Here is a 26274-nt window from a genome sequence, read left to right as displayed (position 1 = left end):
CTCTAAAACTCTCAGTTATGAAACTTAAATATATAGTCTGTATACTATCAGTTATGGCTTTGGCTTCCTGCGAAAATCAGGATATTGTATATCCTGACTATGAGGTTAGTGCCTGTTATTTCCCTTACCAGACACCTATACGTACCCTGATTTTAGGTAAGTACGACCAGGGCAATAACGAAAACGATAACAACCAACGTTTTGAGATTGGTGTAACCATGGGTGGTGTATATAGTAATGAGGAAGACCGGCAAGTGCACTTTGAGCTGGACAATAGTCTGCTAGACAATGTTGCTAATGTGCAAACGCTTTCTACGGAATTTTACACAATTGAAAGCACTAGCCCGGTAACTATTCCGGCAGGTAGTACAAAGGGAAGAATTAGTATCCAGCTAAATAATGCTTTCTTTAACGACCCTATGTCTTTTGCCCCCGATAATGAAGTAAATTATGTAATACCCCTAAGAATTACAGAAGCAGAAAACCTGGATACTGTTTTGGTGGGCAGAAGCTCTCTGGAAGCCCCAAATAAGGTGAATCCTGCTGACTGGGATCAGTTGCCTAAAGATTACACCCTTTTTGGAATAAAGTTTATCAATAAGTATCACGGCCATTATCTGCGTAGAGGTATAGATGTACTTACCGATGCAGATGGTAATGAAGTAGAAAACGTGTATCACAATGAGTTTGTGGTAAAGGATGAAGTGGTTATGTTAACTACTTCTGGAAATCAGGCCGTTCAATTACAGAATATAGTGCGACGTGGAGGGGAGAATAGTCCCGGAAACTTAAACATGGAGCTAGTTTTTGGTACTGACAATAGCTGTCGCATTATCAGTACTGAGGGTGATCCCTATAACATTAGTGGAAGTGGTATGTATGTGGAAGACGCGGATGAGTGGGGAGGTTTGCCCAGAGATGTGATTTACCTTGATTATAGCTACACAGATATGGCTAATAACGAAACTCATCAGGTAAAAGACACACTGGTCATCAGAGATAGAGCAGTGGTTTTTGAAGAGTTTACAGTTGAGTTTAATGATTAGATTCTGATAACAAAAAAGGCGGTGAAGTATATCATCGCCCTTTTTTTTTAGATTGTCCGTCTTAGAATAAGTTGTTTATTTTAGCTGAGCCGCATATTGTCTAGCTAAGTTCAGGTATTTATCTGCACGGTTTTGCCACTGTTTATCTCCCTGGTATTGTTTGTCTTTGAGATGCTCAATACTTAAGCTGGCTCTGAGGCAGGCTCGCTGGCATTGGTAAAAAAGAAAGAGTTTGTCTTCAAAATTATCCTCAGTAATCTGTCGGTAAGTGTGGATAAACAAATCTGCGCTCTCTTTGTCTCCTAGCATCGTACATTCTACACTTAACTGGGCTAACTCATCCGCCGGATCAACAATACGAAGTTCACGATCAAATTCCAGGCTATCTATAATCTGGGGCTTAGCACTAAGGTAGATATGCTCTGGACGTAAATCTCCATGCCCTTCTATAATCTTGCTTTGCTTTACTCTATTCTCCAATAAGTGCTCTTCATGAGTCAGAAAATTTTGTAATGAGGCTACAACCTCTTTCAGCATATCTATTTGTATGAGGTTTGGGTAGTCTAGCAGGCTGGCATAGTTACGTTTGATAGCTTGCATTAGCTTATTCCAATAGTCAAAGCTACTAATGGCTTCGGGCGGTTGTGCCAGATAATAGTCCGAAAGGTGTCTGGCGGCTTTAGCCAATAAAGACTGGTCCACCTGCCTATTTCTGATTTGTTGATCTAGCATAAGCTCACTATCTAGTTTACGCATTTTTACCAGCCAGTCCACAACCTTACCTTTACCTTCTATTTGCAACTGTTTCTCTTCGTTCATGCAAAGAGCCACCAGCCTGAGGTAAGTATCAGGAGCCAGCCTTTTGCTTAGCTCAATTTCCTGCTCACAAATTTGCTTGCGATTCTGTATACTAAATAGATTCAGATAGGGGAGGTGTAAAGGTTTTTTAAGTTTGTAGGCATACACATCTGTCATAAAAATCCACGACAGATGAGTTTCGTGATTAAACACTCTTTTAGGTGCCTCTGCATAATGCTGAGCTTTTTTAAGAAAATTTACTTTGTTCTGGAAAGATGCGAGATGATCCTTCCTAAACGCATGATTAAATGGTTTTTTTCTGATACTGGAAGGCATACTAGGCTAATTAAAGTGTAGTAAAATAAATAGAGCTGCTCCCCAGGGGATAGCAGCTCCTTAATTTATGCTATCGTATGGTATGAGCTTGTCATAAGTGCCTGATAAACCACTCTTTACTTAGGAGTGCAACTTTTTGCAAAATGGGTGGCGAGAGAAAATCACCTCCGCCATCAGCTATTACTTCTAATTTAGAAAAAGAATTAAAATTAGATAAGGCTTTCTCATGAAAAGTAACATTAGCGTTATCTGCATCTCCTGCCAGGTAAAGTACTGGTGTATTAATATTTTTAAGGCTGTCCTGCGCCAAGTCAGGTCTGCCTGCTAAAGAGACTAAAGCATTAATACTACTGTCTGGTTTGTTAAGTGCCTTAATAACTGCCGCTGTGCCCGTATTCATACTAAAAAATCCAGTGTTCATGTACTCTGTCTGAGGGTTTTCAGCAATCCAATTACGAACATCACTCACTCTATGAGCTATATGGTTAATATCTAGATCTTGGGTAGAAGTGAGGGTTTCTTCTTTTGTAAGCAAGTCTACTAACAAAGTAGCAAAGCCCTCTTGCTGCATATAATCTGCCAACTGAAGGGCGGTTTTGTTATGTAGCACATGTCCCAGGTCACCTACAAACACTATAATAGCCTGGCTTTCTTCGGGTATTACTAATCTGCCGTTTAGAATTTTATCATCAGAGCTGATTGTAATCTGGTCATCAAAATTTATCAGTTTTTCCATTACTTCAAGTTTAAAAAGTTATGCGTTTAACATATCAATAACCTGCTCGTCGCTTACCTGATGAAAATCTTCATAGAACTGACCCACTGCGGAAAACTCTGGAGGTGTCTGTAAAACCACAAATTCGTCAGCCTCCTCTTCAAATATTCTAACCACATCAGGTGGCGCTACAGGTGTAGCTACTACAATTTTACGAGGATTTTGTTTGCGTACCAGCCTGATTGTAGCCAGCATGGTATTACCAGTAGCAATGCCATCATCTACCAGGATTACGGTGGTTCCACAAATGGGAAGCCTATCTTTACCACCCATATACTTGTGGTAGCGCTCACAAAGCAACTTCCTGATTTCCCCTGCCATGTCATTGAAGTATTTTTCTGGTATTTGTACCTGGCTTACTGCTACTTCATTATCCATACTAACAGCGCCTACTGCCAGCTCAGGATTTTCAGGATGGCTGATTTTTTTTGTCATTACTACATCAAGTGGTGCCGAGAGCATCTCATGTATGTATTTGCCCATTACTACCCCCCCTCTGGGAATACCTAAAACTACGGGCTTTTCGTCGTGTAGGTGCATTAGCTCTCGGCCCAATGCCAGGGCTGCTTCTTTGCGGTTAATAAACATAGTCAAAAAAAATATATGACTTACTTAAGCTCAAAAAACATATAATTCTACTTATTAAATACACCGCTGTCAATGCTTATGTTTGAAAAAACATTAAATATTAAAAACTGAGGAGTATTGCCTCATTAGATGTCATTACAGTTGCCCGTCCTTTATAGGAATATTACTTATTTGTCTAGGTGATTTTGTTTAGCAAGCTTTATATAAGCTGTGAAAAATCTATTTTCATAGCAAGCTCAATTAAAGCCATGCAAACGGAATCACAAGAGTACCATAGTATTTGGCAAAAGGATCGTTGGAATCTGGTAGAGAAAATAGTTTTTCGTTTTGGCTTTGCCTTTATTAGCCTTCATGTTACTAACAGGCTTTTGTTTTTATGTATTAAGTTTTTTGTGGGAGGTATCTACTTTCCTATACAAAACTTTGTGAAGTGGGTAGGTAGTGTATTTATCCATAATCACCTTTTGATAAAGCAGACAGGCAGTGGAGATACTGCCTACCATTACGTAGAGGTATTGACTTTTTTGCTCTAGCGGTATGTATAAGTATATGTTTGGACACTTGCAGATAGAAAAAGCAATGCTTATACATTATTGCTGTACTGCTTAAGTGTAGTTGTACGTATCTATCTGGGTTATTTTAGTATTCTTTATGGGATGGTTAAAGTTCTCAAAGTTCAGTTTGGTGATTATCTGCTGATTAATCTTCTTACCCCTTTGGGTGATTTCTCATCTATGGGTTTACTCTGGAACTTTATGAGCTTTTCTCCTGCATACAATGTTTTTGTGGGTTTGGGCGAGGTAATTGGTGGGGCGTTACTCTTTTTTAGAAAAACGACTTTACTGGGAGCTATGATTTTAATTGCTGTCTTTAGTAATGTAGTTATGCTCAATTTTACTTTTGATGTGCCCGTGAAGTTGTTCTCCTCTCTGCTGCTACTTCTGGCTCTCATTTTATTTTCTTTAGAAGGCAAAAGGGTGCTTTATTTCTTCCTAAACCAGCCTACTATACCTAGTAGCCCTCCCGTAATTTTTGAGGCCAGAATAAACAGGAGAACAATAGACTATATTAAAGTATTATTTTTGATCATTTTGTTAGCCGAAACTTTCGCATCTGCTTATCAGTCAAAAGTGTCATTACCTCCTCTCTACGGAATATATGAAGTAGAGAGCTTCAAGCTTAATCAGGCTGAAGTGTCTTCTCTTGGAAATAATGAGCATCGCTGGAAAAGAATGATCATAGACAAACACAATTTATTTTATTTGCAGAATAGGTTTGGAGACTATCGTCTATACCAATTTGAACCTGGCACAACCCAACATAACATTAAAATATACCGTGGTAAAAGAGGGAATGAAGCCTTATATGAGTTCACTTATAAAATTGATGAAACCAGTCAAATGATTCTTAAGGGAAACTATATGGGCGACACACTAGAAATTCTGTTGACGCATCGTGACTCGGATGATTTCTTACTAACAAGCAGAGGCTTTCATTGGGTGAACGAAAAAACATTTAACCCTTTCCCTTAAGCCACTAATTTTTTATTAGCGGTTGTGGCTCTGATAGCAATCCAACTACAAATTGTAATGACAATAATAATAAGGATTGAGGTCATTATAGTGATTTCAGTGTTATGGCTAAGCCCGTAGCCAATAATGATAGGGCCGATAGCTGAGGCAAGAACCATCATAGTGGTAGCCATACTTTTAATTGCCCCTAAATGGCGAACACCGTATATTTCAGCCCAGAGAGAAGAGCTGGTTAATCCACTGAGACTGGCAGTAATACCCGCCAATATCATATACGACATAGCCAGCCATGGATGAGTACCCATCAACAATGTGCCTAGGCCCAGCGCAATAGGAAATAGATAAAATATAAATACATTTCGCGAGGAGAATCTATCAATTAAGCTTCCTGCTATAAAGTTAGTTGTGATACGTGCCATACCAAAGCCTACGAAGCAACTTGCCATCCACTGCATGCTCCACCCTTTAGAGTCTGCGAGAAGGTTTTGGTGGATAAACATACCTGTAATAAAAAGAGGAAGAAAAATAAGGCCGGGCAAAAGCATATAAAATCGCCAGTCGCGCAATACCTCTTTACGAGATACATCCTGTACCCTGTCTAAATTAGCCTTCCCTTTATCTTTTTCCTGAGGTACAAACTGAAATGGGTTATCACCCTTAACCAGTAGAATAGCCAGGGGGATAAAGACAACTAGTATAGACCCTGATAATATCTGCCAGCTTACAGACCAGCCAAAATTTTGAATCAGCAAGATAATTAGAACGGGCATAAAAGACTCTGCAATAGGTAGACCCATACTGGAAAGCGAAAGGGCTTTACCTCTGCTGAGGTCAAAGTAGCGGGCTATGGAGGTAGAACCTAATAATACCATCATGCCCTGGCCAAAGAAACGAAGGCTTAATAGTCCAAAAAACAGCACTATAGTATTGGATGCGAAGGAGGCCAGCAAGCATGCTAACGCCAGACCTGCACCTGTCAGCATGCTAATATTTCGAAGGCGAAACTGATCAATTAATTTTCCTGCGAAAGGAAGGATCATAGCACTGCAGATTGTCGCCAATCCGTAAATTAAGCTAAATGAATTATTGGTAACCGAAAGACTTTCTACAAATGAGGGGACAAAAGTACTAATGAGAAAAGTTTGGCCCATGCAGGAAAAAAAATAGTGAAGCATTCCGTAGCCCAAATAATCAGGATAGCTACGTGCCAGACGTATGTAATTCATAAGTTATTATTGAGGTATTCGCGAAGGTAATACGAATTATATAATAAATGTACTCATATATTGTTTGATTGCTTCTGTTTTAGTGTGTTTTATTAAAATACTTGCAATATTTTGTGGGTCTTGGCTTGGAAAGTTATTACTTCACCTGCTTCTTTACCTTGAAGTGCCTGACCTAAGGGTGTCTTTATAGAGATGGCAAAGTAGGTATCTTCTTCCACTTCAAGCCTACCTGCGCTAATAGCTACAAAAAGTTTAAGGTGATTCGTTATAACTAATGCGCCTCGCTCAACACGAGTTTTTAGATTGTTAATCCTAATCATTTTCAGCGCTTCCTGCTCGTTCAAAATTTCCTGTAATTGTCGGTTGAGCTTTTCTGTTTCCAGTTGCATCATAGCACGACCGGTTTCATGCTTATCACCCGCGCTACTTTTTGTCTCCTGGTTTGCTGCCTCCTGAGCTTCGTTTATTGCAGTTTTTACATCCTGAAGTCTCCTTGAAAGACTTATTTCACATGCTGTAAATAACTTTTCTTTAAGCACTAATCCCTCATCCTGATTCATATTGATAAAGTTATAATCTAAATAAGATACTACGAGGCAAAAAAATCATACAAATGTAGTACGTAAAACCTTCGTATGCTTGCTCGCACGTGATAGAATTAAATTAATGCAACATTGTTGCATTTATGATTAGATTCTGCTTAATTTACATGCTCATCAAAACTCTTATTATTCCTCAAATGGTGAGAATTTGATTTACAACTGATTAAAAATTAAAGTATGCTAAGATCTAATCAATTTGATGTAATAATAGTAGGAGGGAGTTATTCTGGATTATCTGCTGCGCTGGCACTAGGTCGTTCTGTCAGAAAGACATTAATAATAGATAGCGGGAAACCGTGTAATACAAGCACACCTCATTCTCACAACTTTCTGACTCAAGATGGTAAAACTCCTTCGGAGATTTCTGCTATTGCAAAAGAGCAGGTACTGAAATACGAAAGTGTTCAGTTCTACAAAGGTTTGGCAAGCAGTGCTAAAAAGATGATTGACAGTTTCTCAATCCTAACAGAAAGTGGAGAGGAGTTTATAGGAAGAAAAGTGATTTTTGCCACAGGTATCAAAGATATAATGCCTGATATAGAAGGCTTTGCAGAATGTTGGGGAAAAAGCATTATCCACTGTCCTTACTGTCATGGCTATGAAGTAAAAGGTAAAAAAACAGGAGTACTTTCCAATGACAATTTTACACTGGACTATTTGAAAATGATTAAAAACTTAAGTCCAGATATAACATTGCTTACAAATGGTAAGGTAAACTTTAGCAAAGATGATTTGAATAGGATAAAGCGAAACAATATATCTATTGTAGAAACCGTAATTGATTCTTTTGAGCAAGAAAACGGAAAACTTAAAAGCGTATTGTTTCAAAATGGTGAGAAGCTAAGTTTAAACGTGCTGTATACTCATCCGCCATTTGTTCAGCATTCAGAAATACCACAAATGTTAGGTTGTAAGATTAACGAAAACGGACTGATTGAAGTAGATGAAGGAGGGAGAACTTCTGTATCTGGACTTTATGCATGTGGGGATAATTCCTCTATGCGTTCACTCACTGTGGCATCATTTACTGGAATGGTAGCAGGCGTGCACGTGAACAAATTACTTTGCGATGAAGAATTTTTGTAGATGGTTTCTATAACATTTTAAGGAAGCTCTGGGTAGCTGGTTCTACTTATCAGTAAGTACGATTTCATTACCTAATGGTAAAGAAACTGCCAGCACAGAGTTTCCGCCCATTTCGTCTTTAGTAATAAACAAGCAGAAGTACTCACCATTTTTTAGTAACTGAGGATTAGTGACTACAAGATGCTTATTATGTACAAGAGTAACTCCTTCAGGCAAAGCACCTTTTATTAAAGTTACATCCGTTATAATACCATCAGGATCACGGAAAAGCGCAATAACATCGCCAGCATTGTAATGGCTTTTTGCATTTTGGTTTAATGATTTTGGCGCTGCTACACGTACCGTTGCATAATGATCATTGCCAGTACTTTCAATCAATTTGAGTTTTATTCTTTCTGTATGTTGTTTGCCATAACTATCAATAAACTCAACCTTGATATTATGCTTTCCTGCTTTTATTTTCTCACTTGGTTTTGTTAGCGCGAGTGTACCGTCATCAAAAAGCATAAATCCCTCAGGTAACTCTCCTTTAACTACCTTAGTAGACACTACTTTTTGATTTGCCACCCCAAGTATTTTACCTGCCTGTAGATGATTAATAGGTGTGGGGCTTAAAACATGATATTGGAATGAGTTCTCTGAAGAAAGTTGCGCAAAACTATCGTTAGATGACATAATTGTCATCATAAATAGAAGTCCTATTTTGATTTTCAATAATTTTCTCATTTTATGAAAAATTACAATGAGGGTTTAAGAAATAGCTATTTATAAGCAATTACTACTTAAATCTATATAAATCGTAGTATAAATAACGAGGAGCAATAGCATACCTATATCGTATAAGGTGTGGTATAATAAATCTAATTACCACAGAGTTTATGTAAAAATTAGAGTCTCATAAACCACTATTAAATACAAGAAAATTAAATGTGCTATAATCAATACGTTTAGAGGGATTTTAAAAGGCGGTAAATTGGATAAATTTGATTAAGCTTAATAAATACTTATGTAATATTGATTATATACTTAAATTATTTTCAGTTTATATATTAAGGAATGAATCTTAAATATTTATGTATTTATATAAATCATACCACTTAAGTGTTTTGAGTTTACAAACTTCCATCTTTATTGAATTTAGTAAGCTTCAAATAGCTGCTAACGCAAGAGCATCCTTCTATATTTTTTGTGCTATAGCACTTTTCCTATAAGTATTTTCATGCAAGTTATAGGGTGATTGTATTCTACTTCATCACTCATAATGAACTATTACATCAACAGGGAACCCATATGCATGCATTTAAAGGTCTAAAAAGACGTCAAAAATAGTTACAAAGCCATTTCTACATACTACTTACGAATAGCTATTTATTTTCTTACATACTTAGGTGTAGCTTAAGAGAGAAGTTTTTTAGTCTATCTCTAAAATTATATTTGTCTCAACGACAAGAATCTACTTTTTAATAATGAGAAAGATTATAAAAATATTTTGCGTAGAGGATGATCTCATGTATAGCAAAATGATCAAGCTTACCCTTGAGAAAAATAGCGATTATGAGGTAAAGGTATTTTCATCCGGTGAAGAACTATTCAACAATCTTGGCGAGAACCCAGACATCATTACCATAGACTATAACCTTCCTGGTTTAAGTGGGCTGGATGTTCTAAGGAGGGTGCAAAAGTATAACCCCGAGATATCCACAATTATTGTTTCTGGCCAGGAGGAAGTGAGTGTGGCAGTAGAGTGTTATAGAGAAGGAGCTAACTACTACATCATTAAAAATCCGAATACCTTTGCTGAACTAGAGCAATGTGTAGGCAAATTGACCAGTCACATACAACTGAGACGAGAAGTAGATAACCTTAAAGACCAGATTATAGATAGACATAAATACTCTTCAATTATAGGAGAAAGTCAATCTGTTTTAAAAACTATAAGCTTACTGCAAAAGATAGAGCACACTAATATTCAGGTGCTGGTTACTGGTGAAAGTGGAACGGGTAAAGAAGTTATTTCTCGAGCTATCCACTATAATTCTCCTCGTAAAAGAAAGCCTTTTGTAGCTGTAAATGTAGCAGCCATTCCAGAAGACCTCATTGAGAGTGAGCTTTTCGGGCACGAGAAAGGGGCATTTACGGGTGCCAACAGTAAGCGCATAGGCAAATTTGAAGAGGCAAGTGGGGGAACCATACTGTTAGATGAAATTGGTGAAATGGATATCAGTCTTCAGACTAAATTGCTTAGGGTACTTCAGGAAGAATCAGTTTGCAGAATAGGAAGCAACAAAGAAATTAAAATTGATGCTCGTGTTATTGCAGCCACCAATAAAAACCTTGCTCAAAGAGTAAAAGAAGGTAAGTTTCGTGAAGATCTATATTATAGGCTACAGGGTTACATTATAGAACTTTCCCCTTTGCGTGATAGAGGTAATGATGTACTCTTACTTGCCAGAAACTTTCTACAAGAGTTTTGTACACAAAGCAAGATTACGCCTAAATCCTTTTCCAGAGATGCCCTGGAGGCCATGCTACATCACAACTGGCCTGGTAATATTCGTGAACTTAAGTCTTTTGTTGAACGTGCTGCGCTGATCTGCGATGGCGACAAAATTGAGGTAGAAGATCTGATGTTTTCTCCTTCCATAGCTTAAAAAATCTCATTATGAAAAACAGAAGAAATCTGAGACAAAATGTATCTACTTCTACCAAACAGAAGCAAACATTAGTCTATGCTTCTTATGGTATAGCATTGGCGTTGTTGGTGAGTGGTGGAGTGTTCTTTTATTTGAACTTAGGTAACAGCTCTGACGGTAGAGCAGCTAACACATTTAATTTTACCATAAAAAAAGGCCTATGGGAGAGTGATTCCATTTGGAATGATGGAGTAGCTCCTGATGCTTCCAAAGTAAAAGCAAGCATAGAGATTTATAGTTATGTGACTCGTGCAGGTAGCTTAAGCTTTAAAAAAGGAGGTGAAAAGACACTTACTGTTATAGATACACTTAACATACTCGGAGATCTAATTCTTGGTAAAGAAAATAAAATTAGAGTAGCTGAAGAAGGAGTGCTGATGGTAGGAGGTAGTATTTTTACTGACAAAAAGAACAGTATTGATAATGAAGGAGTAATTATCGTTTCGGATAACCTGGCATTTGATGAAGAACGTCAAAACAGTTATAAGGCCGAGCAAGGACAGTTATATGTGTTGAGAGATGACAAAGTATCAACGTCGCTTTCGCAATACAAGCAGGGGCTATCTTCATTGAAAGTGCAGCATCCTATGTTATATAGGTTAGTTGAGTTGGAACAGAGCGCACTAACTTCATTTGATGTAGATATGATAAATGCAAAGGTTCTAATCAACTGGTCTACGGATGAGTCATTGCTTGGAGAGAACTTTACTATAGAAAGAAGTATTGACGGAATTAATTTTCAAGCAGTAGCTACTGAATCAAACCCTGAAAGAACATCAACTGAAGGTATGTACTCAGCTATTGATGCTAATCCATTGTCTGGTGTGAGTTTTTACCGACTTAAGCATACTGCCCCTAACGGAAAGCAGGAATTTTTTGATGTAGCAGCAGTTAGAAACGATAACTATGAAGCTAATCAATTAATCAGCAATATTTTGGTAAGTCCAAATCCATTTAACAACTCTTTTAATGTGGAATTTAAAATGGCTCAAGCTGGTGAAGTTGAGCTTTCTGTTAAAGATTTAGAAGGAAAAACATTAGCTACACTAAAAAGTGACGTAACTGATGGCGTAAATCAAATAAACTATGAAGACCAATTAGATTTGGAGCCCGGAACTTACCTCCTGAGCTTAAAAACAAATGGCTACCAGTCCAATAACCTCCGTCTTACCAAACTTGGTAAAATTGAAAGTGAAATAGTGTCAAAGTGAAGAAGCTGTAGTTTACACAAGCCTACTTCATAGACAAAGTACACTCAAGTTATTATAGCCTCTATTAACAGATAGAATATATATTTTTAGTGCTACTGCTGAAGAGAGTAGTACTCGTGAAAAAACAGTGTGAGAAGTTCAGATTAAAGTCTGAAAAGGACATGTGTTCAAAAAAATAGAACGAATGAGCATGAGGTGCGATATACCAGCAAATGAAAAGGATCGCTTAAAAGCGTTGCACAATTACTTTATTTTAGATACTCCCCCGGAGAAAGCATTTGATCGTCTTACAAAACTCGCGGCTACAACTTGCGAGGTGCCGATAGCACTTGTAAGCTTAATTGATAAAGATCGTCAGTGGTTTAAGTCTAAGGTAGGAGTAGACCTGGAAGAAACTCATAGAAATGATTCATTTTGTAAATATGCGCTCATGGAAAATGAGCTTCTTGAGGTAGAAGATGCTACCACAGATGATCGTTTTAAAAATAACCCTATGGTTGTGGGCGGACCGAAAATTAGATTTTATGCGGGTTGCCCTTTGATAGACGCAGATGGCTATGCACTAGGAACAATATGTGTATTAGATAAAAAGCCAAAAAAACTTTCCGAAAGTCAAAAGGAAGTTCTTAAAGTTTTGGCCGAAGAAATTGTAGATCAAATCGTAGCAAGAAAGAAAAAAAGTGAGCTTGACAACTATGAAAGGTTATTTCAATTATCAATAGATTTGATTTGTGTCGCTGGTACAGATGGGTTTTTCAAAAAAGTGAATCCTACTTTTACGAGTGTTCTTGGCTGGGAAGAAGATGAGTTGTTGGGCGAGTCTTTTTATAAATTTATTCATCCTGACGATCTACAAGTTACAAAAGATGAAATTGCTAAGTTGGCATCTGGTATTAATACGCTTAATTTTACACATCGCTTTCGTATAAAGTCTGGTCAGTATAAAGATTTACAGTGGGTGGCTTCGCCTGAATTATCTACGGGAAAACTATATGCGATTGCCCGAGATATTACTGATAAAAACAAAATGGATGACGAGATCAAAATTGAGCGTCAACGTTTTGATCAAATTATTAAAGGGACAGATGCCGGAAGCTGGGAGTGGAATATCCACTCTGGAGAGACTATTTTAAATGAGCGTTGGGCAGAAATTATAGGCTACACTTTAGAGGAGCTTGAGCCTATATCTATTGATACCTGGCTTAAATTTATTCATCCTGACGACCAAAAACGTTCTGAGGAAAAACTAGAAGCACACCTAGGAGGAAAAACAGATTTTTATGAATGCGAAATGAGAATGCAGCATAAAAATGGGAGCTGGGTATGGGTATTAAACAAAGGAAAAGCCATTAAGTTGGATAATCAGACCTTATGGGTTTCTGGATCTGCTTTAGAAATTACAGACCGCAAAAACAATGAAATGCAGCTACAGCATTATAAAGAATTGCTGGAGAGAACAAACCATGTAGCTCGTATTGGTTTCTGGGAAGTAGATTTAGAGACAAACCTACCAGTCTGGAGTACCGTAACTCGTGAGATCCACGAGGTTGATGATGACTTTGAGCCTACTATGGAGAGTGCAGTTAGCTTCTATCAGGGAAAAAGTAAAGACAAAATACTTAATTCAGTTAATGAAGCTATAGAAAATGGTAGGTCGTTTGATCTAGAGGTTCAGATTAGTACAGCAAGGGGAAATAGCAGATGGGTCAGAGCTATAGGTCTTCCTCAGTTTGAAGACGGCAAGTGTATGAAGCTCTATGGCATGTTTCAGGACATAGACATTGATAAAGCCAAAGAGCAACAATTATTAGTTAGTGAAGAAAGGTTTAAAGGTGCGTTTGAACATTCTGCCAATGGCATTGCCCTGATTGGAATTAATGGTAGCTGGTTGAAAGTAAATCAGAGTCTCTGTAAAATGCTTGGCTATGGTAATGCGGAGTTGCAATCTAAATCATTAAAGGAGATTACCCATCCGGATGATCATAAAATTGACACGTCACAGATCGCAGATTTGTTCGCAGGCAAGCAGGATAATTACCAAATAGAAAAAAGGTATTACAGAAAAGACGGTGAACTACTCTGGGGACTAATCTCTGTATCTTTGATCAGAGATAGCCTTGGCAATCCTTTACATTTTGTTTCTCAGATTAACGATATTACCGACAGAAAAAACGCCGAGAAGTCTGCACTTTACGCTAAAGAACATGCAGAAGCAGCTAGTAAAGCAAAATCTGAATTTCTGGCGAATATGAGTCACGAAATCAGAACCCCCCTTAATAGTGTTATTGGCTTTAGTGAGCTGTTGATGAAATCTGAACTTAACAGTTCACAAAAGCAATATATGCAGGCGGTACATCAGTCGGCGAATTCTTTACTAGATCTTATAAATGATATTTTAGATTTTTCTAAAATTGAAGCTGGTAAACTGGAAATTTCAGTAGAGAAAACAGATCTATGGGAGCTTTCCGCTCAGGTAGCAGAAATTGTTAAATACAAAGCTGATGAGCAGGGGCTGGAGCTATTACTGCATATTTCCCCGGAACTACCCAGGTTCGTTTGGGTGGACCCGGTAAGGATCAGGCAAATTTTAATTAACCTGTTAGGTAATGCATCTAAGTTTACCCATCAAGGTGAGATAGAGCTCCGTATAAAGTGTACAGCCAACCCCTGTACTAATGGCGAGGTCAATATTGAGTTCTCTGTACGTGATACGGGTATAGGTATTTCAAAAGAAAAGCAGAAGCAAATATTTGAAGCTTTTGGGCAGGAGGATAGTTCTACTACACGTAAGTACGGTGGTACAGGGTTAGGGCTTACAATTTCAAATAAGTTATTATCTCTAATGGGATCTCAGCTACAGTTAGAAAGTGAGTCCGGAAAGGGATCCAGGTTCTTCTTTAATATCTGTGTGAATAGCGAAAATAGTGATCTCTCTGAGTGGGATACACTTAAGGCTATCAAAAAAGTACTGGTAGTTGATGATAACCAAAACAACAGCTTTATTCTAAAAGAGATGCTTTCTTTGCGAAGTATTGAGTCAGACATCGCGGATAATGGGATAAGCGCTCTGGAAAAAATTAAGACTAATAATGATTACGACTTAGCTATCATAGATTTTAATATGCCATTTATGGATGGTATTGAAGTGATACGTCAAATCAGAAATGTGCTTCAGCTTACTGAAGGTGAGTTGCCAATAATTCTACTACATAGTTCTTCGGAAGAGACGACCATACAAAAGCACTGTAAAGAACTGAATGTACATAGCCAGTTGAGTAAACCAATTACTATTCAGCAGTTGTTCAATACAATCACCAATATTAAAAGTACAAATACTGATAGTTCTAAGATTAGTATTCCTGAAAAGGTGGAAAATGATACTACAGTCTACAATATTCTGATTGTGGATGATGTTCCCTTCAATATCCTTTTAGCGAAAAATATGGTGAAAGAAGTCTTGCCAAATGCGAATATATTGGAGGCTAAAAATGGAAGAGAGGCGGTTGAACAATTTTCTATACACTCACCAGATTTGATACTAATGGATATTCAGATGCCAGAGGTAAGTGGTTATGAAGCTACCCAGCAGATACGGGAGAAAGAAACTGGTAATAATGTAGTAATTATAGCACTTACTGCCGGTACTGTAAAGGGAGAATACGAAAGATGTATAGAAGCTGGTATGGATGATTATATGAGTAAGCCTTTTGTGTTAGAAAGTCTGGAGCAAAAATTTAATGAATGGTTATTGAATGAAAATAACGAGCCGGAAAATATGGAAGTAAAGAAGCCTAGGTTGAAACACGTAGATCATTTTGATTATGAAGGGTTTAAGGATAAAACCGGTTTTGATGATGCCACTGCTACAGAATTAGTTGAAGAACTACTTCTTCAGTTGGAAGACTCATTGAAAAGTTTGAATACCGCCTTTTTACAGCAGGATATAGTATCTATCAAAAAAATTGGTCATAAGATCAAAGGAAGTACTTCCTCAGCTAGCATGCCTAAACTGGCAGTTTTAGCTGCTTTTTTAGAAGATCAATCAGTGTTTGATATTAATAACATCAATGATACCATTACAGCACTTAGTCGTGAGATTAATAATGTGAGTGAGGTGCTTGAAACTGTTAAGTTGAAGTAATCAATTAATTTATTAGATACGAAAAGTCAGCTCGCCTTCAAAAATTAAAGCGGGCTGACTTTTTTTATAAAGTACCATGTGTAAGCCTTCCTTCATACTCCTTTTTGTACTGTAAGGGTGTTCTGTTCGTTCTGGCTTTAAATTGACGATTAAAGTTGGTCAGAGTTTGAAAGCCACTTTCATAACAGGCTTGTGCAACATTCATTTTATCTTCAATCAATAAGCGACAGGCATGACCAATACGTACCTCACTTACAAATTCCGAAAAAGTCTTATTAGCATGTACTTTAAAGTAACGGCTAAATGATGTCGGCGTCATATTGGCGAGAGTAGCTACATCATTAAGCTGGATTTGCTGTTTAAAGTGGTCCATAACGTAGGCATGTATGCGATTCATTACTTCTGTGTCTCCTTCTTTAAGCGAGTTGGTATAACCCGGGCTGGATAGCTCATGAACATCATCTGAATGAATCATTAGGTTCAGGATTTCTAAAAGATATATAATACTTTCAAGCCCTGACTTGTGTAAAAGTTTCTGCATCATTCCACGAACCTTTTTTGCTGTATTTCCATAAAACTCTAGCCCTCTGCGAGAGCGTTCTAATAGGTTCTTTAGCTTGATACTTTCTTCTTTAAAAATAAAGTCTTTTCCCGGAAAGTGTTCCTGAAGATAAATAACGATACCCTCGGATTGTATATCTTTATTTCCGTCAAAAAATTTGCGATCGCTGCGCCACAAGTGGGGGAGGTTAGGGCCGGTAAACACCAGGTCACCGGCATCAAAAGACTTTATATGGTCACCAACAAAGCGGGTACCGCTTCCTTTAAGCACCACAAAAAGTTGATATTCCTGATGAAAATGCCAGTTGGGGTCAAAGTTAGCTTCCTTTAAAGCTTTAATGACGAATGTCTGACTATCAGGTATTGGAGATTTTCTTAGAGCTAGGGGCATATTTACACTAATATATCATATTAACACATGTATACAACAAATTAAGATATAATAGTGCTGGTAAGTGCTAATAAACAGTAAGAATTTATAAACATAATTACTCATTATTGTAAATAATAGTTGCATCGGTAAAGCTCATCTCATGTATACTGATTAGAATGAGCTTATTGTTAGTCTACAATTGTAGGCACTAGCAGAATAGCAGATTTTAAAGACAACCTAATAATGATAAATCCTCAATTTGGAGTCAGTACCTGGCTCTGGACATCCCCTTTTACTACTGAAACAGCCTTTGAGCTTTTTCCCAGGATCAAAAATATGGGCTACGATCTGGTGGAAATACCTGTAGAGTATCCTGAGCAAATAGATGCCAGGCAGGTAAAAAAAGCACTGGATGATTACGAGTTGAAAGCTGTAGTTTGCGGTGCCTTCGGTCCCAGTCGGGATTTTACTCATACTGATACTAAAGTACAGCAGAATTGCCACCAATATATTCTGGAATGCTTTAAGCTCTGCCAGCATTGGGAAACCAAATTTTTAGCAGGGCCAATGTATGCTGCTGTAGGTAATGCGCGTATGCTTAGTCCTGAAGAAAGAAAAGTAGAATGGGATAGAGCGGTCCACAACCTGCGCGTGGTTTGTGAGCATGCGGCAGCAGAAGGACTTTCTATTGCGTTGGAACCTCTGAACCGATTTGAGTCTGACATGGTAAACACTGTGGAAGACGTGGAAAAACTGATTCAGGACATTAACCACCCGGCAGCAAAAATTATGGTGGATGTTTTTCACATGAATATTGAAGAACCTGACCTTGCCAAGGCAATAGAACAAGCAGGGAATAAGCTAATACATGTACAAATAGCTGACAATTACAGAGGTACTCCAGGTACCGGAAGTGTACGTTGGGATGTGCTCAGCAAAGCATTAGCAGCCAATAAGTATGAAGGTGCTATTAGTATAGAAAGCTTTACACCAGACATAAAAGAACTGGCTGAAGCTGTGTGTATATGGAGGCATCTGGTACCTGACCAGGATGCATTCGCATCTGATGGGCTCGCTTTTATGAAGAAGACGTTTAATTATTAATACAATACCGATGACTAAAAATAAAATAAACATAGCCATTGTTGGTTTAGGCTTTGGGGCGGAGTTTATACCTATTTATCAAAAACATCCAAATGCCAATATGTATGCCATTTGCCAGAGAACACAATCTAAACTGGATGAAGTAGGAGATGCTTTTGGTATAGAAAAAAGGTATACCTCATATGATGAGCTACTTCAAGATCCAGATGTTGATGCAGTACATATCAATACACCTATTCCCGACCATGCATCACAATCCATAAAGGCGCTCAAGGCAGGAAAGCATGTAGCCTGTACTGTGCCTATGGCTACTACGGTTGAAGAATGTGAGCAAATCGTCAAACTTACTCAGGAAACAGGGCTCACCTATATGATGATGGAAACTGTAGTCTATGCTCGTGAATTTTTGTACATGAGGGAGTTGTATGAAAATGGTGAACTAGGGAAAGTACAGTTTCTAAAAGCAAGCCATCAGCAGGATATGGACGGCTGGCCTAATTACTGGCCAGGTTTACCTCCTATGTATTACGCTACGCATTGTGTAGGTCCGGTACTTGGATTAACCAGAGCAGAGGCAGAGTATGTATCCTGTTTTGGGTCAGGTACTATAAGGGAGGAGCTTCATCATCATTACAATTCTCCATATGCAGTAGAGACAACCCATATCAAATTTCGTAATTCGGATTTGAGTGCACATATCTATCGTTCACTTTTTGATGTTGCCCGACAGTACAGAGAAAGTTTTGAAGTATATGGCTCAAAAAAAGGAGTGGAGTGGCCTCTCATAGAAGGTAATCCATTGGTAGTACATACTGCTAAAAAACCTGAGCCAGAGATTCCTCAAGAAGTAGAATGCCCAGATTTCGCGAAACTTCTTCCTAAAGAAATTCAGCATTTTACTACCAAAGGGGTTTATGATGAAGATGACAACCAACATCTCTCCTTTACTCAAGGTGCGGGTCATGGTGGTTCGCATCCTCATTTGGTTCATGCGTTTTTAGATGCCTTGGTTAATAATAAAGATCCATATCCAAATGCAGTACAATCAGCTAATATTACCTGCGTAGGCATTATAGCCCATGAATCAGCGCAAAAGAACGGAGAAGTGATGAAAATGCCTGATTTTACACTACCGTCATAGTAAACATTATCCTCATATGCAAGCCTGTCCGCTGTTAGTCACACAGGCTTGCTTTTGCTTTATTAATGCTACACCCCATTAGTCATGAAGACGATCAACTACTGGTACATTCTCTTGTTTAGCTTTACATTGCTTGCTTGCTCTCAAGAGAAAAAAAGTGCCGATAACAATCCAAAGCCCATAGAAATACTGTTTTTAGGGCATGATAGTGAGCATCACAATTCTGAAGCTTACATGCCTCTACTATCTTCCGCTTTGTTTCAAAGCGGGATCAACTTTACCTATACCGAAGATTTAAATGATTTAAATGCTGAAAAACTAAGCTATTACGATGGCCTTTTGCTCTATGCAAACCACGAAACTATCTCAGCTGCACAGGAGAAGGCTTTAATGAATTTCGTTGAAGGTGGTAAAGCGTTTATCCCGGTTCATTGCGCCAGCTACTGTTTTCATAACTCAGATAAGTTTATTGATATGGTAGGAGCTCAGTTCCTCAAACATGAAACAGGTACTTTTGTAGCAAATATTATTAATGGAGAACATGCTGCTATAGAAGGTGTGGAAGAGTTTTCTGTGTGGGATGAAACATATGTACATCATAAGCATAATGATGATCGTGTCGTATTGATGGAAAGAAAAGGTAAGGATGGTGAGGCTGAACCCTGGACCTGGGTAAGAGAGCAGGGTAAGGGTAAGGTGTTCTATACTGCTTATGGACATGATGAGAGAGTATGGAGTCATCCTGAGTTCCATAAACTTATTGAAAAAGGTATACTATGGGCAGTTGATGATCAAACAAAAGAAAAATGGCAGGCTTATGTTCAGGACATGCCTCAGCTACAATATGTTGATAAAGATAGTATTCCTAATTATGAAAAGAGAGACCCTGCTCCACGGTATCAGTTACCTCTTTCTCCGGAAGAGTCAAAAAAACTGATACAGGTGCCTCCAGAATTTGAGTTAGAGCTATTTGCTGCCGAACCAGACATTATTAATCCAATTGCCATGGATTGGGATGAAAAAGGCCGTCTCTGGGTGATTGAAACAGTAGATTATCCCAACACTGTACGAAATGACAATGGTAAAGGGGATGATCGTATCAAAATATGTGAAGATACGGATGGAGATGGAAAAGCTGATAAATTTACCATTTTTGCAGATCAGCTAAATATTCCAACCAGCCTGGTATTTTCTCAAGGGGGAATAATTGTATCGCAGGTACCTAATTTTCTCTTTCTAAAAGATACCGATGGCGATGATAAAGCTGATGTAAGAGAAGTAATTATGGAAGGTTGGGGTACTTTTGATACTCATGCTGGGCCTTCAAATTTAAGGTACGGGGTAGATAATAATATATGGGGAGTAGTAGGCTATTCGGGGTTTAAAGGTAGAATTGCTAATCAGGAATTTGAGTTTGGACAGGGGGTATACCGCTTTACACCGGATTTAGAAAAGTTTGAATACATTACACGTACCAGCAATAACACCTGGGGTTTGGGCTTTACTGAAAATTTTGATGTTTTTGCGTCTACTGCAAATAATACACATAGTGTATATGTAGGAATTCCTAATTCGTATTATGAAGGAGTAGAGGGCTTAAGTCTACAAGGTAGTAGTAAAATTGATGGGCATTATGCCATGCAAACACTTACCCCAAATATACGTCAGGTTGATGTTTGGGGAGGGTACACAGCAGCTTCAGGGCATAGCTTTTATACCGCACGTAGCTTTCCGCGAAACTACTGGAGCAGGGCAGCACTAGTTTGCGAACCAACTGGAAACATATTGCATACAGCTATCATTGAGAAACAAGGCGCAGGCTTTATAGAAAAAAATGGAGGAAACCTAATGGCTAGTGCTGATGAATGGGTGTCACCAGTTGAGGCTAAAGTTGGTCCTGACGGTGCAGTATGGGTAGCAGACTGGTATAATTTTATTGTTCAACATAATCCGACACCTACGCCTGACCGTGGTGGTTATGAAGCAGAAACAGGCGACGGAAATGCTTATGTCAACCCTTTAAGAGATAGAAAGCACGGTAGAATCTGGCGTATTGTCTACAAAGATGCGGAGCCCTATTCTAAGCTACAGCTTGATGCTGAAGACAATGAGCAGCTATTAGAAGCACTAACGCACGATAATATGTTTTGGCGTCTTACTGCCCAGCGTTTATTGGTAGAAAAGGGAAATAAAGAGGTATTACCAGATCTTTATCAAATTCTGTCAGATAGAACAACAGATGACTTAGGAATGAATACCGCAGCTCTACATGCTCTATGGACCATTCATGGTTTAGGTGCATTAGAAAACGAAGAAGCTTATGATCATGTGGTAAAGGCACTTAAGCACCCAGCGGCTGGAGTACGAAGAGCAGCAATGCAGATTTTACCTTCAGAGCCCTGGAGTAAAGAAGCTATATTAAGAGCTGACCTACTGAATGATGAAGAACCTACTAACCAACTGGCGGCTACCCTAAATCTTGCCCATTATGCCCCATCTAATGGCTTAGGAGCAACTTTATACAGTAGAGCACAGGATAATACCATCCAACAAGATAACTGGCTGGCTCAGGCTACCTATTTGGCCGCAGGTAAACATAGGGAAGGGTTTATCAGTGCTTTTATAGAAGATAATCCCAGCTACTCTGATGCTGCTGTTCAGGACATGATGACGCCTACCCGAGAATCCCCTGACTTTAAGGATACTTCCTGGAAAAGCATGGCTTTGCCTACATTAATAGAAGATGCCGGTTTAGATATAGATGGTATTATATGGTTCAGAAAAACTATAAGCATTCCATCTTCAGCTGTGAGTAATAAAGCTATTATTTCCTTAGGTGCCGTAGATGATACCGATGAGGTCTGGATCAATGGAATTAGAGTAGGAGGGATTAAAAACGATTATCAGGCACCTAGATCTTATACTATACCTGATGGTGTACTTAAGGCTGGTAACAACCTGGTAGTTGTAAGAGTAGAAGATTACCAGGGAGGTGGGGGCTTTAGTGGAACTCAGGATGAAATGCACATCAAAGCTAAAAATAGCCTTATTTCTTTAGCGGGCGATTGGAAGTATCAGGTTGAGAAAGAGTTTAATAGCGTAAAGCTCCCTTTCTCTGAACAAGGGCTGGCAGCTTTTTTTATGGATAACTACTGGAACAAGCCTATCACTAAACCTAATACAGATGAGGGAGTAGAAATGGCCGATGTACAGGTAATCCATATTAAGACTGTTAAAAACGCGATGAAGTACGATGTGAGCGAATTTGTAGTAGAAGCTGGTAAGCCTGTTAAAATAGTGTTTGATAACCCTGATTTTATGCAGCATAATCTGCTTATCATCCAGCCTGGTACTTTAGAAAAAGTGGGTAAAGCCGCTGATAAAATGGCTACCGATCCTAATGGTGCTGAGAAAAATTATGTGCCGGATATGATAGAAGTTTTGTTTAGTACCCCGCTCATAGATCCGGAGGCAAGTGCAGAACTTATTTTTCAAGCTCCGCAAAAAGCAGGTGAATACCCCTTTGTATGTACATTTCCTGGCCACTGGAGAATTATGCAAGGTATAATGAAGGTTGTTAGTAGTAGCCCGGCATAGGTTAAGCAACTTATACTTTGGTAAACTACTTCATCTGCTGAACTCCATTAGTTTATGCTATAGCTAATGGAGTTTTTTATGCTCTCCAAATTTCTAAAAAAATATGGTGTTAAAAAGTGTCTTTTTCATTGAGAGCTTAGCTGCTTAGTGAAGCATTGTTCATCGTAAAATAGGTCTACTTCCAATAAAAAATATACCAAAACACAAAAGCGGAGCTCATGTAAGTTTTAATTGTATTTATGCAATATTTTATATAAATATAAGTAGTAAGTTTAAAATTATAAGGAAAGACGGATTTTGAACATGAGCTATTTGTATTCTTCTTTACTTTTTTTAGCAAAAGGGTCACAGTATTACTACAATATGGTTTTACTGGTATTAGCCTTATTTTTATGCTTTGCACCTATTACAAAGCTCTTTGGACAAACAGTAGTAGGTATGGGAACGGATCAACCTAACCCAAACGCAGTACTTGAACTAGTTTCAAAAGAAAAAAATCAAGGTTTACTAGTGCCCCGATTAAACTCCTCAGAAATAGCACAACTACAACAAAAGCTTACTGAAAATGATAATGGACTATTGGTTTTTGTAGAGAATGAAGGTAAGTTTTATTACTGGTGGATAAATAAATGGTATGCATTATTGCCAGAAAATAATGAGAGCCAGCCTCAGGAAGAACTGATAACACTACCTGGAAATAGCAATGAAAATACGGCCTTAAAGGCAGGCGAAGGAATTGAAATTAGCAATAACCTGATCAATAACGTAGGTGATTTAGATAATACGAATGAATTGCAGGATCTTAACTCAGTGCTTAGTAGGGGAGCTAATGCAAATGGTTTAAGAATAAAAAATATTGGAGAACCTGTGGATGCTCAGGACGCAGCTACGCGAAGTTTTGTGCTATCCCAGATTGCCGCGGCAGAAACTCCTGCTTTAACTTACGATAGTACTTTAAGAGTATTAAGTCTGGAAGGCGGTAATAGTGTTACCCTTTCTAAGGATAAATTCTATCAGCAGGATCTTAGCCTTAATGCTAATCAATTAAAAGTTACGGACAATCCATCAGCCACTAGTATTGATTTAAGTCCTTATCTGGATAATACAGATAACCAAACGCTTAACCTCTCAGGGAGTACGTTAAGCATAAGTAATGGTAATAGCATAAATCTTACTAGTCTTAATACAGACTCTCAGAGCCTTGCGTTAAGTGGAAATACACTATCAATTAGCGGTAGTGGTTCAAGTGTTGATTTAAGCTCCCTACAGGATGGTACAGGTACAGACAATCAGAATCTAATTGGTAGCAGAACAGGTAATGATATTACGATAGGAATTACCAATGGGGGTGGTACCAGCTTTTCGGTGGAAGATGATGATTCTGATGCCACTAACGAAACTGTAAGTGATTTTTCTTGGAAAACGGCTGATCGTCTTAAGATTGTAGAAGCAGGTAATACGCATGAAGTAGATTTCTCTTCTTTCCAGAAGAATGATTTACCTGAAGGGCAGGTGCTGGTGGGTAACTCAGCGGGCAAAGCAAGTTCTGTAAATATATCGGGTGACATTCAGCTCAATAGCGATGGTACAATGACCATCACACTGGATGCTATCACTACAGCCAAGATTCTTGATCAGGCCGTTACTACGGCTAAAATTGCTAACCAGGCTGTAACTAAAGACAAAATTAATGCGGATGTAGCAGGCGAAGGTTTAGCACAAAATGCTGATGGAAGTCTTGAGTTAAATATTGGAGGTGGAGGCCTTCAACTCAATGCTGACCAACTTCAGCTAAGCAATACGTCAAATGGTCAGATCTTGATTGGAGATGGATCGCAGGTAAATGCGAGGAGTATCAGTGGAGATGTGTCACTTGCGAATAATGGAAATACACAAGTTACTGCTATTCAGGGAAGAAATGTGAGCACCGATGCTCCTGGACTGGACGATGTGCTTACCTGGAACGGAAGTTCCTGGGAGCCTGCTGCAGTAAATAGTAGCCTGTTTGGCGACCAGCAATGGTATTCCGGAACGATTACTCCCACTTCCTTAAATCCTATTGAAGCAGATAATGGTGATTATTATTACGACACAAATGATAATAGGGTATACCGTAAGTCTGGTGGAAGCTGGATTTTGTTGGGAGGGTATAACACAGCTGCTCCCGCACCTATTAATACTGGGGGAATAGCAGATTCCTACCGTACACCTATACTTTACATGGGTGATGAAAAACCTGTAGAGGGGGATAATATTGGAAATATAGGGGATTTCTATTACAGCGTAGATGAGAAGAAGTTGTATTACCGATATCTGGATAATGGAGATATTAAGTGGAAAGGGTTATAATTATGAGCAGTTTCATTTCTACCATATTGTTTTGTGTAATCTTCTTTGCAAATCTGCAAGCGCAATTTGTGGTACAGGATGGCACTATGAATGTAGATCAGCCAAACGCAGTAATTAGCGTAAATCAATCATTCAACAATAATGGAAATATCAAACAAAGGGGAACATTAGTGCTGGGAGGCGATCTGTCTAATCTACAAAATTTTGATGCGAGTGAGGCTACAATCATTCTAAATGGAGAAAATCAGAAAATACAATCAAACAAATTGAGCGTTCAAAATCTGATTATCAATAATGGCCATATAAAAACGATTGAGGGAGAAGTTGAAATTACTAACGTACTCCAGCTAAACGATGGTAAAGTAATAATTAACCAAGAAGATGGTCAGATTACTCTAGAAAATGGGGTAGCAGTATATGCCAATGAAAATTCCTATGTAATTGGCAATATTTTCCATCGTGGTATAGGAGATAAATTTTTTCCAGTTGGTGACCAGAATACCTACGCACCGGTTACTTTGTATGATCTTGAAGGTGAAACACCTACTGTAGGCATAGCCTATTCTTTAAAAGGCAAACAACCTTATTGGCGTCAGATAGAAAAAGAGGGTACATACAATGGAGCACTAGTTGAAGTATCGTTTCCAAGTCAGGATGAAGATCAAATCTATTATCAGGATTACCTTCAGCTAAAAGCTGGCCTTAACCAAAACGCAACAGATACCTCACTTGGAGCGAGTAGTGTGTATACTACTTCCAATAACATTAGTATTACAAGTAAAGAAAAAACAAATCTCTCATGGCTTACAATTGGTTTTATAGCCAATGAGGCTATGGAGAGAGTGTATGTGCCCACTGCATTTTCTTCCCAGGCTAGTAATGTAGAAGATCAGGTAATTAAGGTATACGGCAACCTTATTTCATTCAGAAACTTCCATTTTGGTATTCAGGATGCCTGGGGTAAATGGGTGTACGAAACTAATTCATTAGAAAAAGCTATGGGTGAGGGCTGGTTTGATTATTCATCGTCAAACAACACCTATAGGTATGTATTGAGCGGAAGCTACATCTCAGGTGCTTCATTTCAACAGTCAGATGTAATTATGAGGTTTTGA

19 protein-coding genes are annotated in these 26274 nt (G+C 38.4%); 12 read left to right on the top strand and 7 right to left on the bottom strand.

The annotated features are described in order from the left end of the window. The first annotated feature begins 17 nt into the window (after positions 1 to 17). Positions 18 to 1046 (top strand): DUF5627 domain-containing protein, encoded by a 1029-nt coding sequence (locus tag PZB74_RS21320; protein ID WP_302239341.1) that lies wholly within the window; start codon positions 18 to 20, stop codon positions 1044 to 1046. A gap of 75 nt (positions 1047 to 1121) precedes the next feature. On the opposite strand, the gene PZB74_RS21315 is transcribed toward PZB74_RS21320, so the two are convergent. The 3 genes from PZB74_RS21315 to PZB74_RS21305 all read right to left on the bottom strand — a co-directional run bounded on the left by PZB74_RS21315 (position 1122) and on the right by PZB74_RS21305 (position 3543). Then, complete coding sequence (locus PZB74_RS21315) at positions 1122 to 2180, bottom strand: hypothetical protein (protein ID WP_302239339.1); 1059 nt, start codon at positions 2178 to 2180, stop codon at positions 1122 to 1124. 91 nt (positions 2181 to 2271) lie between these two features. After that, entirely contained in the window at positions 2272 to 2916 is a 645-nt protein-coding gene (locus tag PZB74_RS21310; protein WP_302239337.1) for a dienelactone hydrolase family protein, read from the bottom strand. Between the two features lie 18 nt (positions 2917 to 2934). Beyond that, positions 2935 to 3543 (bottom strand): phosphoribosyltransferase, encoded by a 609-nt coding sequence (locus tag PZB74_RS21305; RefSeq protein WP_302239336.1) that lies wholly within the window; start codon positions 3541 to 3543, stop codon positions 2935 to 2937. Between the two features lie 248 nt (positions 3544 to 3791). On the opposite strand from PZB74_RS21305, the gene PZB74_RS21300 reads away from it, so the two are divergent. Together PZB74_RS21300 and PZB74_RS21295 are read left to right on the top strand one after the other, a co-directional pair. After that, positions 3792 to 4076, top strand: coding sequence for a hypothetical protein (locus PZB74_RS21300; RefSeq protein WP_302239334.1), 285 nt, complete (start codon positions 3792 to 3794; stop codon positions 4074 to 4076). A 60-nt stretch (positions 4077 to 4136) separates the two neighbouring features. Continuing rightward, complete coding sequence (locus PZB74_RS21295) at positions 4137 to 5075, top strand: hypothetical protein (protein ID WP_302239333.1); 939 nt, start codon at positions 4137 to 4139, stop codon at positions 5073 to 5075. On the opposite strand, the gene PZB74_RS21290 is transcribed toward PZB74_RS21295, so the two are convergent. After that, positions 5072 to 6301 (bottom strand): MFS transporter, encoded by a 1230-nt coding sequence (locus tag PZB74_RS21290; protein ID WP_302239332.1) that lies wholly within the window; start codon positions 6299 to 6301, stop codon positions 5072 to 5074. The two genes, PZB74_RS21295 and PZB74_RS21290, sit on opposite strands and share 4 nt — an antisense overlap. Positions 6302 to 6393: 92 nt before the next feature. Further along, positions 6394 to 6861, bottom strand: a complete 468-nt coding sequence (locus PZB74_RS21285; protein ID WP_302239331.1) for a 3-oxoacyl-ACP synthase — start codon at positions 6859 to 6861, stop codon at positions 6394 to 6396. A 219-nt stretch (positions 6862 to 7080) separates the two neighbouring features. Between PZB74_RS21285 and PZB74_RS21280 the strand changes: the two genes are divergently transcribed. Continuing rightward, positions 7081 to 7989, top strand: a complete 909-nt coding sequence (locus PZB74_RS21280; RefSeq protein ID WP_302239330.1) for an NAD(P)/FAD-dependent oxidoreductase — start codon at positions 7081 to 7083, stop codon at positions 7987 to 7989. 42 nt (positions 7990 to 8031) lie between these two features. Here PZB74_RS21280 and PZB74_RS21275 read toward each other — a convergent pair whose 3' ends face one another. Next, positions 8032 to 8715, bottom strand: coding sequence for a hypothetical protein (locus PZB74_RS21275; protein WP_302239329.1), 684 nt, complete (start codon positions 8713 to 8715; stop codon positions 8032 to 8034). 740 nt (positions 8716 to 9455) lie between these two features. On the opposite strand from PZB74_RS21275, the gene PZB74_RS21270 reads away from it, so the two are divergent. From PZB74_RS21270 to PZB74_RS21260, 3 genes are all read left to right on the top strand, one after another. After that, entirely contained in the window at positions 9456 to 10640 is a 1185-nt protein-coding gene (locus tag PZB74_RS21270) for a sigma-54-dependent transcriptional regulator (RefSeq protein WP_302239328.1), read from the top strand. A gap of 11 nt (positions 10641 to 10651) precedes the next feature. After that, complete coding sequence (locus PZB74_RS21265) at positions 10652 to 11893, top strand: T9SS type A sorting domain-containing protein (RefSeq protein WP_302239326.1); 1242 nt, start codon at positions 10652 to 10654, stop codon at positions 11891 to 11893. A gap of 184 nt (positions 11894 to 12077) precedes the next feature. After that, positions 12078 to 16034 carry a PAS domain S-box protein gene (locus tag PZB74_RS21260; RefSeq protein ID WP_302239325.1) on the top strand — a complete coding sequence of 1319 codons (3957 nt, stop codon included), beginning with the start codon at positions 12078 to 12080 and terminating at the stop codon, positions 16032 to 16034. A gap of 64 nt (positions 16035 to 16098) precedes the next feature. On the opposite strand, the gene PZB74_RS21255 is transcribed toward PZB74_RS21260, so the two are convergent. Then, entirely contained in the window at positions 16099 to 16986 is an 888-nt protein-coding gene (locus PZB74_RS21255) for an AraC family transcriptional regulator (RefSeq protein WP_302239324.1), read from the bottom strand. A 225-nt stretch (positions 16987 to 17211) separates the two neighbouring features. Here PZB74_RS21255 and PZB74_RS21250 point away from each other — a divergent pair, with 225 nt between their 5' ends. From PZB74_RS21250 to PZB74_RS21230, 5 genes are all read left to right on the top strand, one after another. Then, the gene (locus PZB74_RS21250) at positions 17212 to 18072 is read left to right on the top strand and encodes a sugar phosphate isomerase/epimerase family protein (protein WP_367281453.1); all 861 of its coding nucleotides are present in this window, start codon (positions 17212 to 17214) and stop codon (positions 18070 to 18072) included. A 10-nt stretch (positions 18073 to 18082) separates the two neighbouring features. Further along, the gene (locus PZB74_RS21245; protein WP_302239323.1) at positions 18083 to 19213 is read left to right on the top strand and encodes a Gfo/Idh/MocA family oxidoreductase; all 1131 of its coding nucleotides are present in this window, start codon (positions 18083 to 18085) and stop codon (positions 19211 to 19213) included. Between the two features lie 84 nt (positions 19214 to 19297). Then, complete coding sequence (locus PZB74_RS21240) at positions 19298 to 22810, top strand: PVC-type heme-binding CxxCH protein (RefSeq protein WP_302239322.1); 3513 nt, start codon at positions 19298 to 19300, stop codon at positions 22808 to 22810. Between the two features lie 438 nt (positions 22811 to 23248). Continuing rightward, a complete protein-coding gene (locus tag PZB74_RS21235) occupies positions 23249 to 25159 on the top strand; it encodes a phage tail-like protein (RefSeq protein ID WP_302239320.1) in 1911 nt (636 codons plus the stop codon). 2 nt (positions 25160 to 25161) lie between these two features. Then, positions 25162 to 26274, top strand: a complete 1113-nt coding sequence (locus PZB74_RS21230) for a hypothetical protein (protein ID WP_302239318.1) — start codon at positions 25162 to 25164, stop codon at positions 26272 to 26274.

Origin of the sequence: Porifericola rhodea (assembly GCF_030506305.1) — a bacterium.
Lineage (GTDB): Bacteria > Bacteroidota > Bacteroidia > Cytophagales > Cyclobacteriaceae > Catalinimonas > Catalinimonas rhodea.
This window is presented reverse-complemented; position numbering and strand designations above follow the sequence as displayed.

Bases quoted from the DNA above. Each gene is read 5' to 3' on its own strand.
- PZB74_RS21320 (WP_302239341.1), top strand. From the start codon at position 18: ATGAAACTTAAATATATAGTCTGTATACTATCAGTTATGGCTTTGGCT.
- PZB74_RS21315 (WP_302239339.1), bottom strand. From the start codon at position 2,180: ATGCCTTCCAGTATCAGAAAAAAACCATTTAATCATGCGTTTAGGAAG.
- PZB74_RS21310 (WP_302239337.1), bottom strand. From the start codon at position 2,916: ATGGAAAAACTGATAAATTTTGATGACCAGATTACAATCAGCTCTGAT.
- PZB74_RS21305 (WP_302239336.1), bottom strand. From the start codon at position 3,543: ATGTTTATTAACCGCAAAGAAGCAGCCCTGGCATTGGGCCGAGAGCTA.
- PZB74_RS21300 (WP_302239334.1), top strand. From the start codon at position 3,792: ATGCAAACGGAATCACAAGAGTACCATAGTATTTGGCAAAAGGATCGT.
- PZB74_RS21290 (WP_302239332.1), bottom strand. From the start codon at position 6,301: ATGAATTACATACGTCTGGCACGTAGCTATCCTGATTATTTGGGCTAC.
- PZB74_RS21285 (WP_302239331.1), bottom strand. From the start codon at position 6,861: ATGAATCAGGATGAGGGATTAGTGCTTAAAGAAAAGTTATTTACAGCA.
- PZB74_RS21280 (WP_302239330.1), top strand. From the start codon at position 7,081: ATGCTAAGATCTAATCAATTTGATGTAATAATAGTAGGAGGGAGTTAT.
- PZB74_RS21275 (WP_302239329.1), bottom strand. From the start codon at position 8,715: ATGAGAAAATTATTGAAAATCAAAATAGGACTTCTATTTATGATGACA.
- PZB74_RS21270 (WP_302239328.1), top strand. From the start codon at position 9,456: ATGAGAAAGATTATAAAAATATTTTGCGTAGAGGATGATCTCATGTAT.
- PZB74_RS21265 (WP_302239326.1), top strand. From the start codon at position 10,652: ATGAAAAACAGAAGAAATCTGAGACAAAATGTATCTACTTCTACCAAA.
- PZB74_RS21260 (WP_302239325.1), top strand. From the start codon at position 12,078: ATGAGCATGAGGTGCGATATACCAGCAAATGAAAAGGATCGCTTAAAA.
- PZB74_RS21255 (WP_302239324.1), bottom strand. From the start codon at position 16,986: ATGCCCCTAGCTCTAAGAAAATCTCCAATACCTGATAGTCAGACATTC.
- PZB74_RS21250 (WP_367281453.1), top strand. From the start codon at position 17,212: ATGATAAATCCTCAATTTGGAGTCAGTACCTGGCTCTGGACATCCCCT.
- PZB74_RS21245 (WP_302239323.1), top strand. From the start codon at position 18,083: ATGACTAAAAATAAAATAAACATAGCCATTGTTGGTTTAGGCTTTGGG.
- PZB74_RS21240 (WP_302239322.1), top strand. From the start codon at position 19,298: ATGAAGACGATCAACTACTGGTACATTCTCTTGTTTAGCTTTACATTG.
- PZB74_RS21235 (WP_302239320.1), top strand. From the start codon at position 23,249: ATGGGAACGGATCAACCTAACCCAAACGCAGTACTTGAACTAGTTTCA.
- PZB74_RS21230 (WP_302239318.1), top strand. From the start codon at position 25,162: ATGAGCAGTTTCATTTCTACCATATTGTTTTGTGTAATCTTCTTTGCA.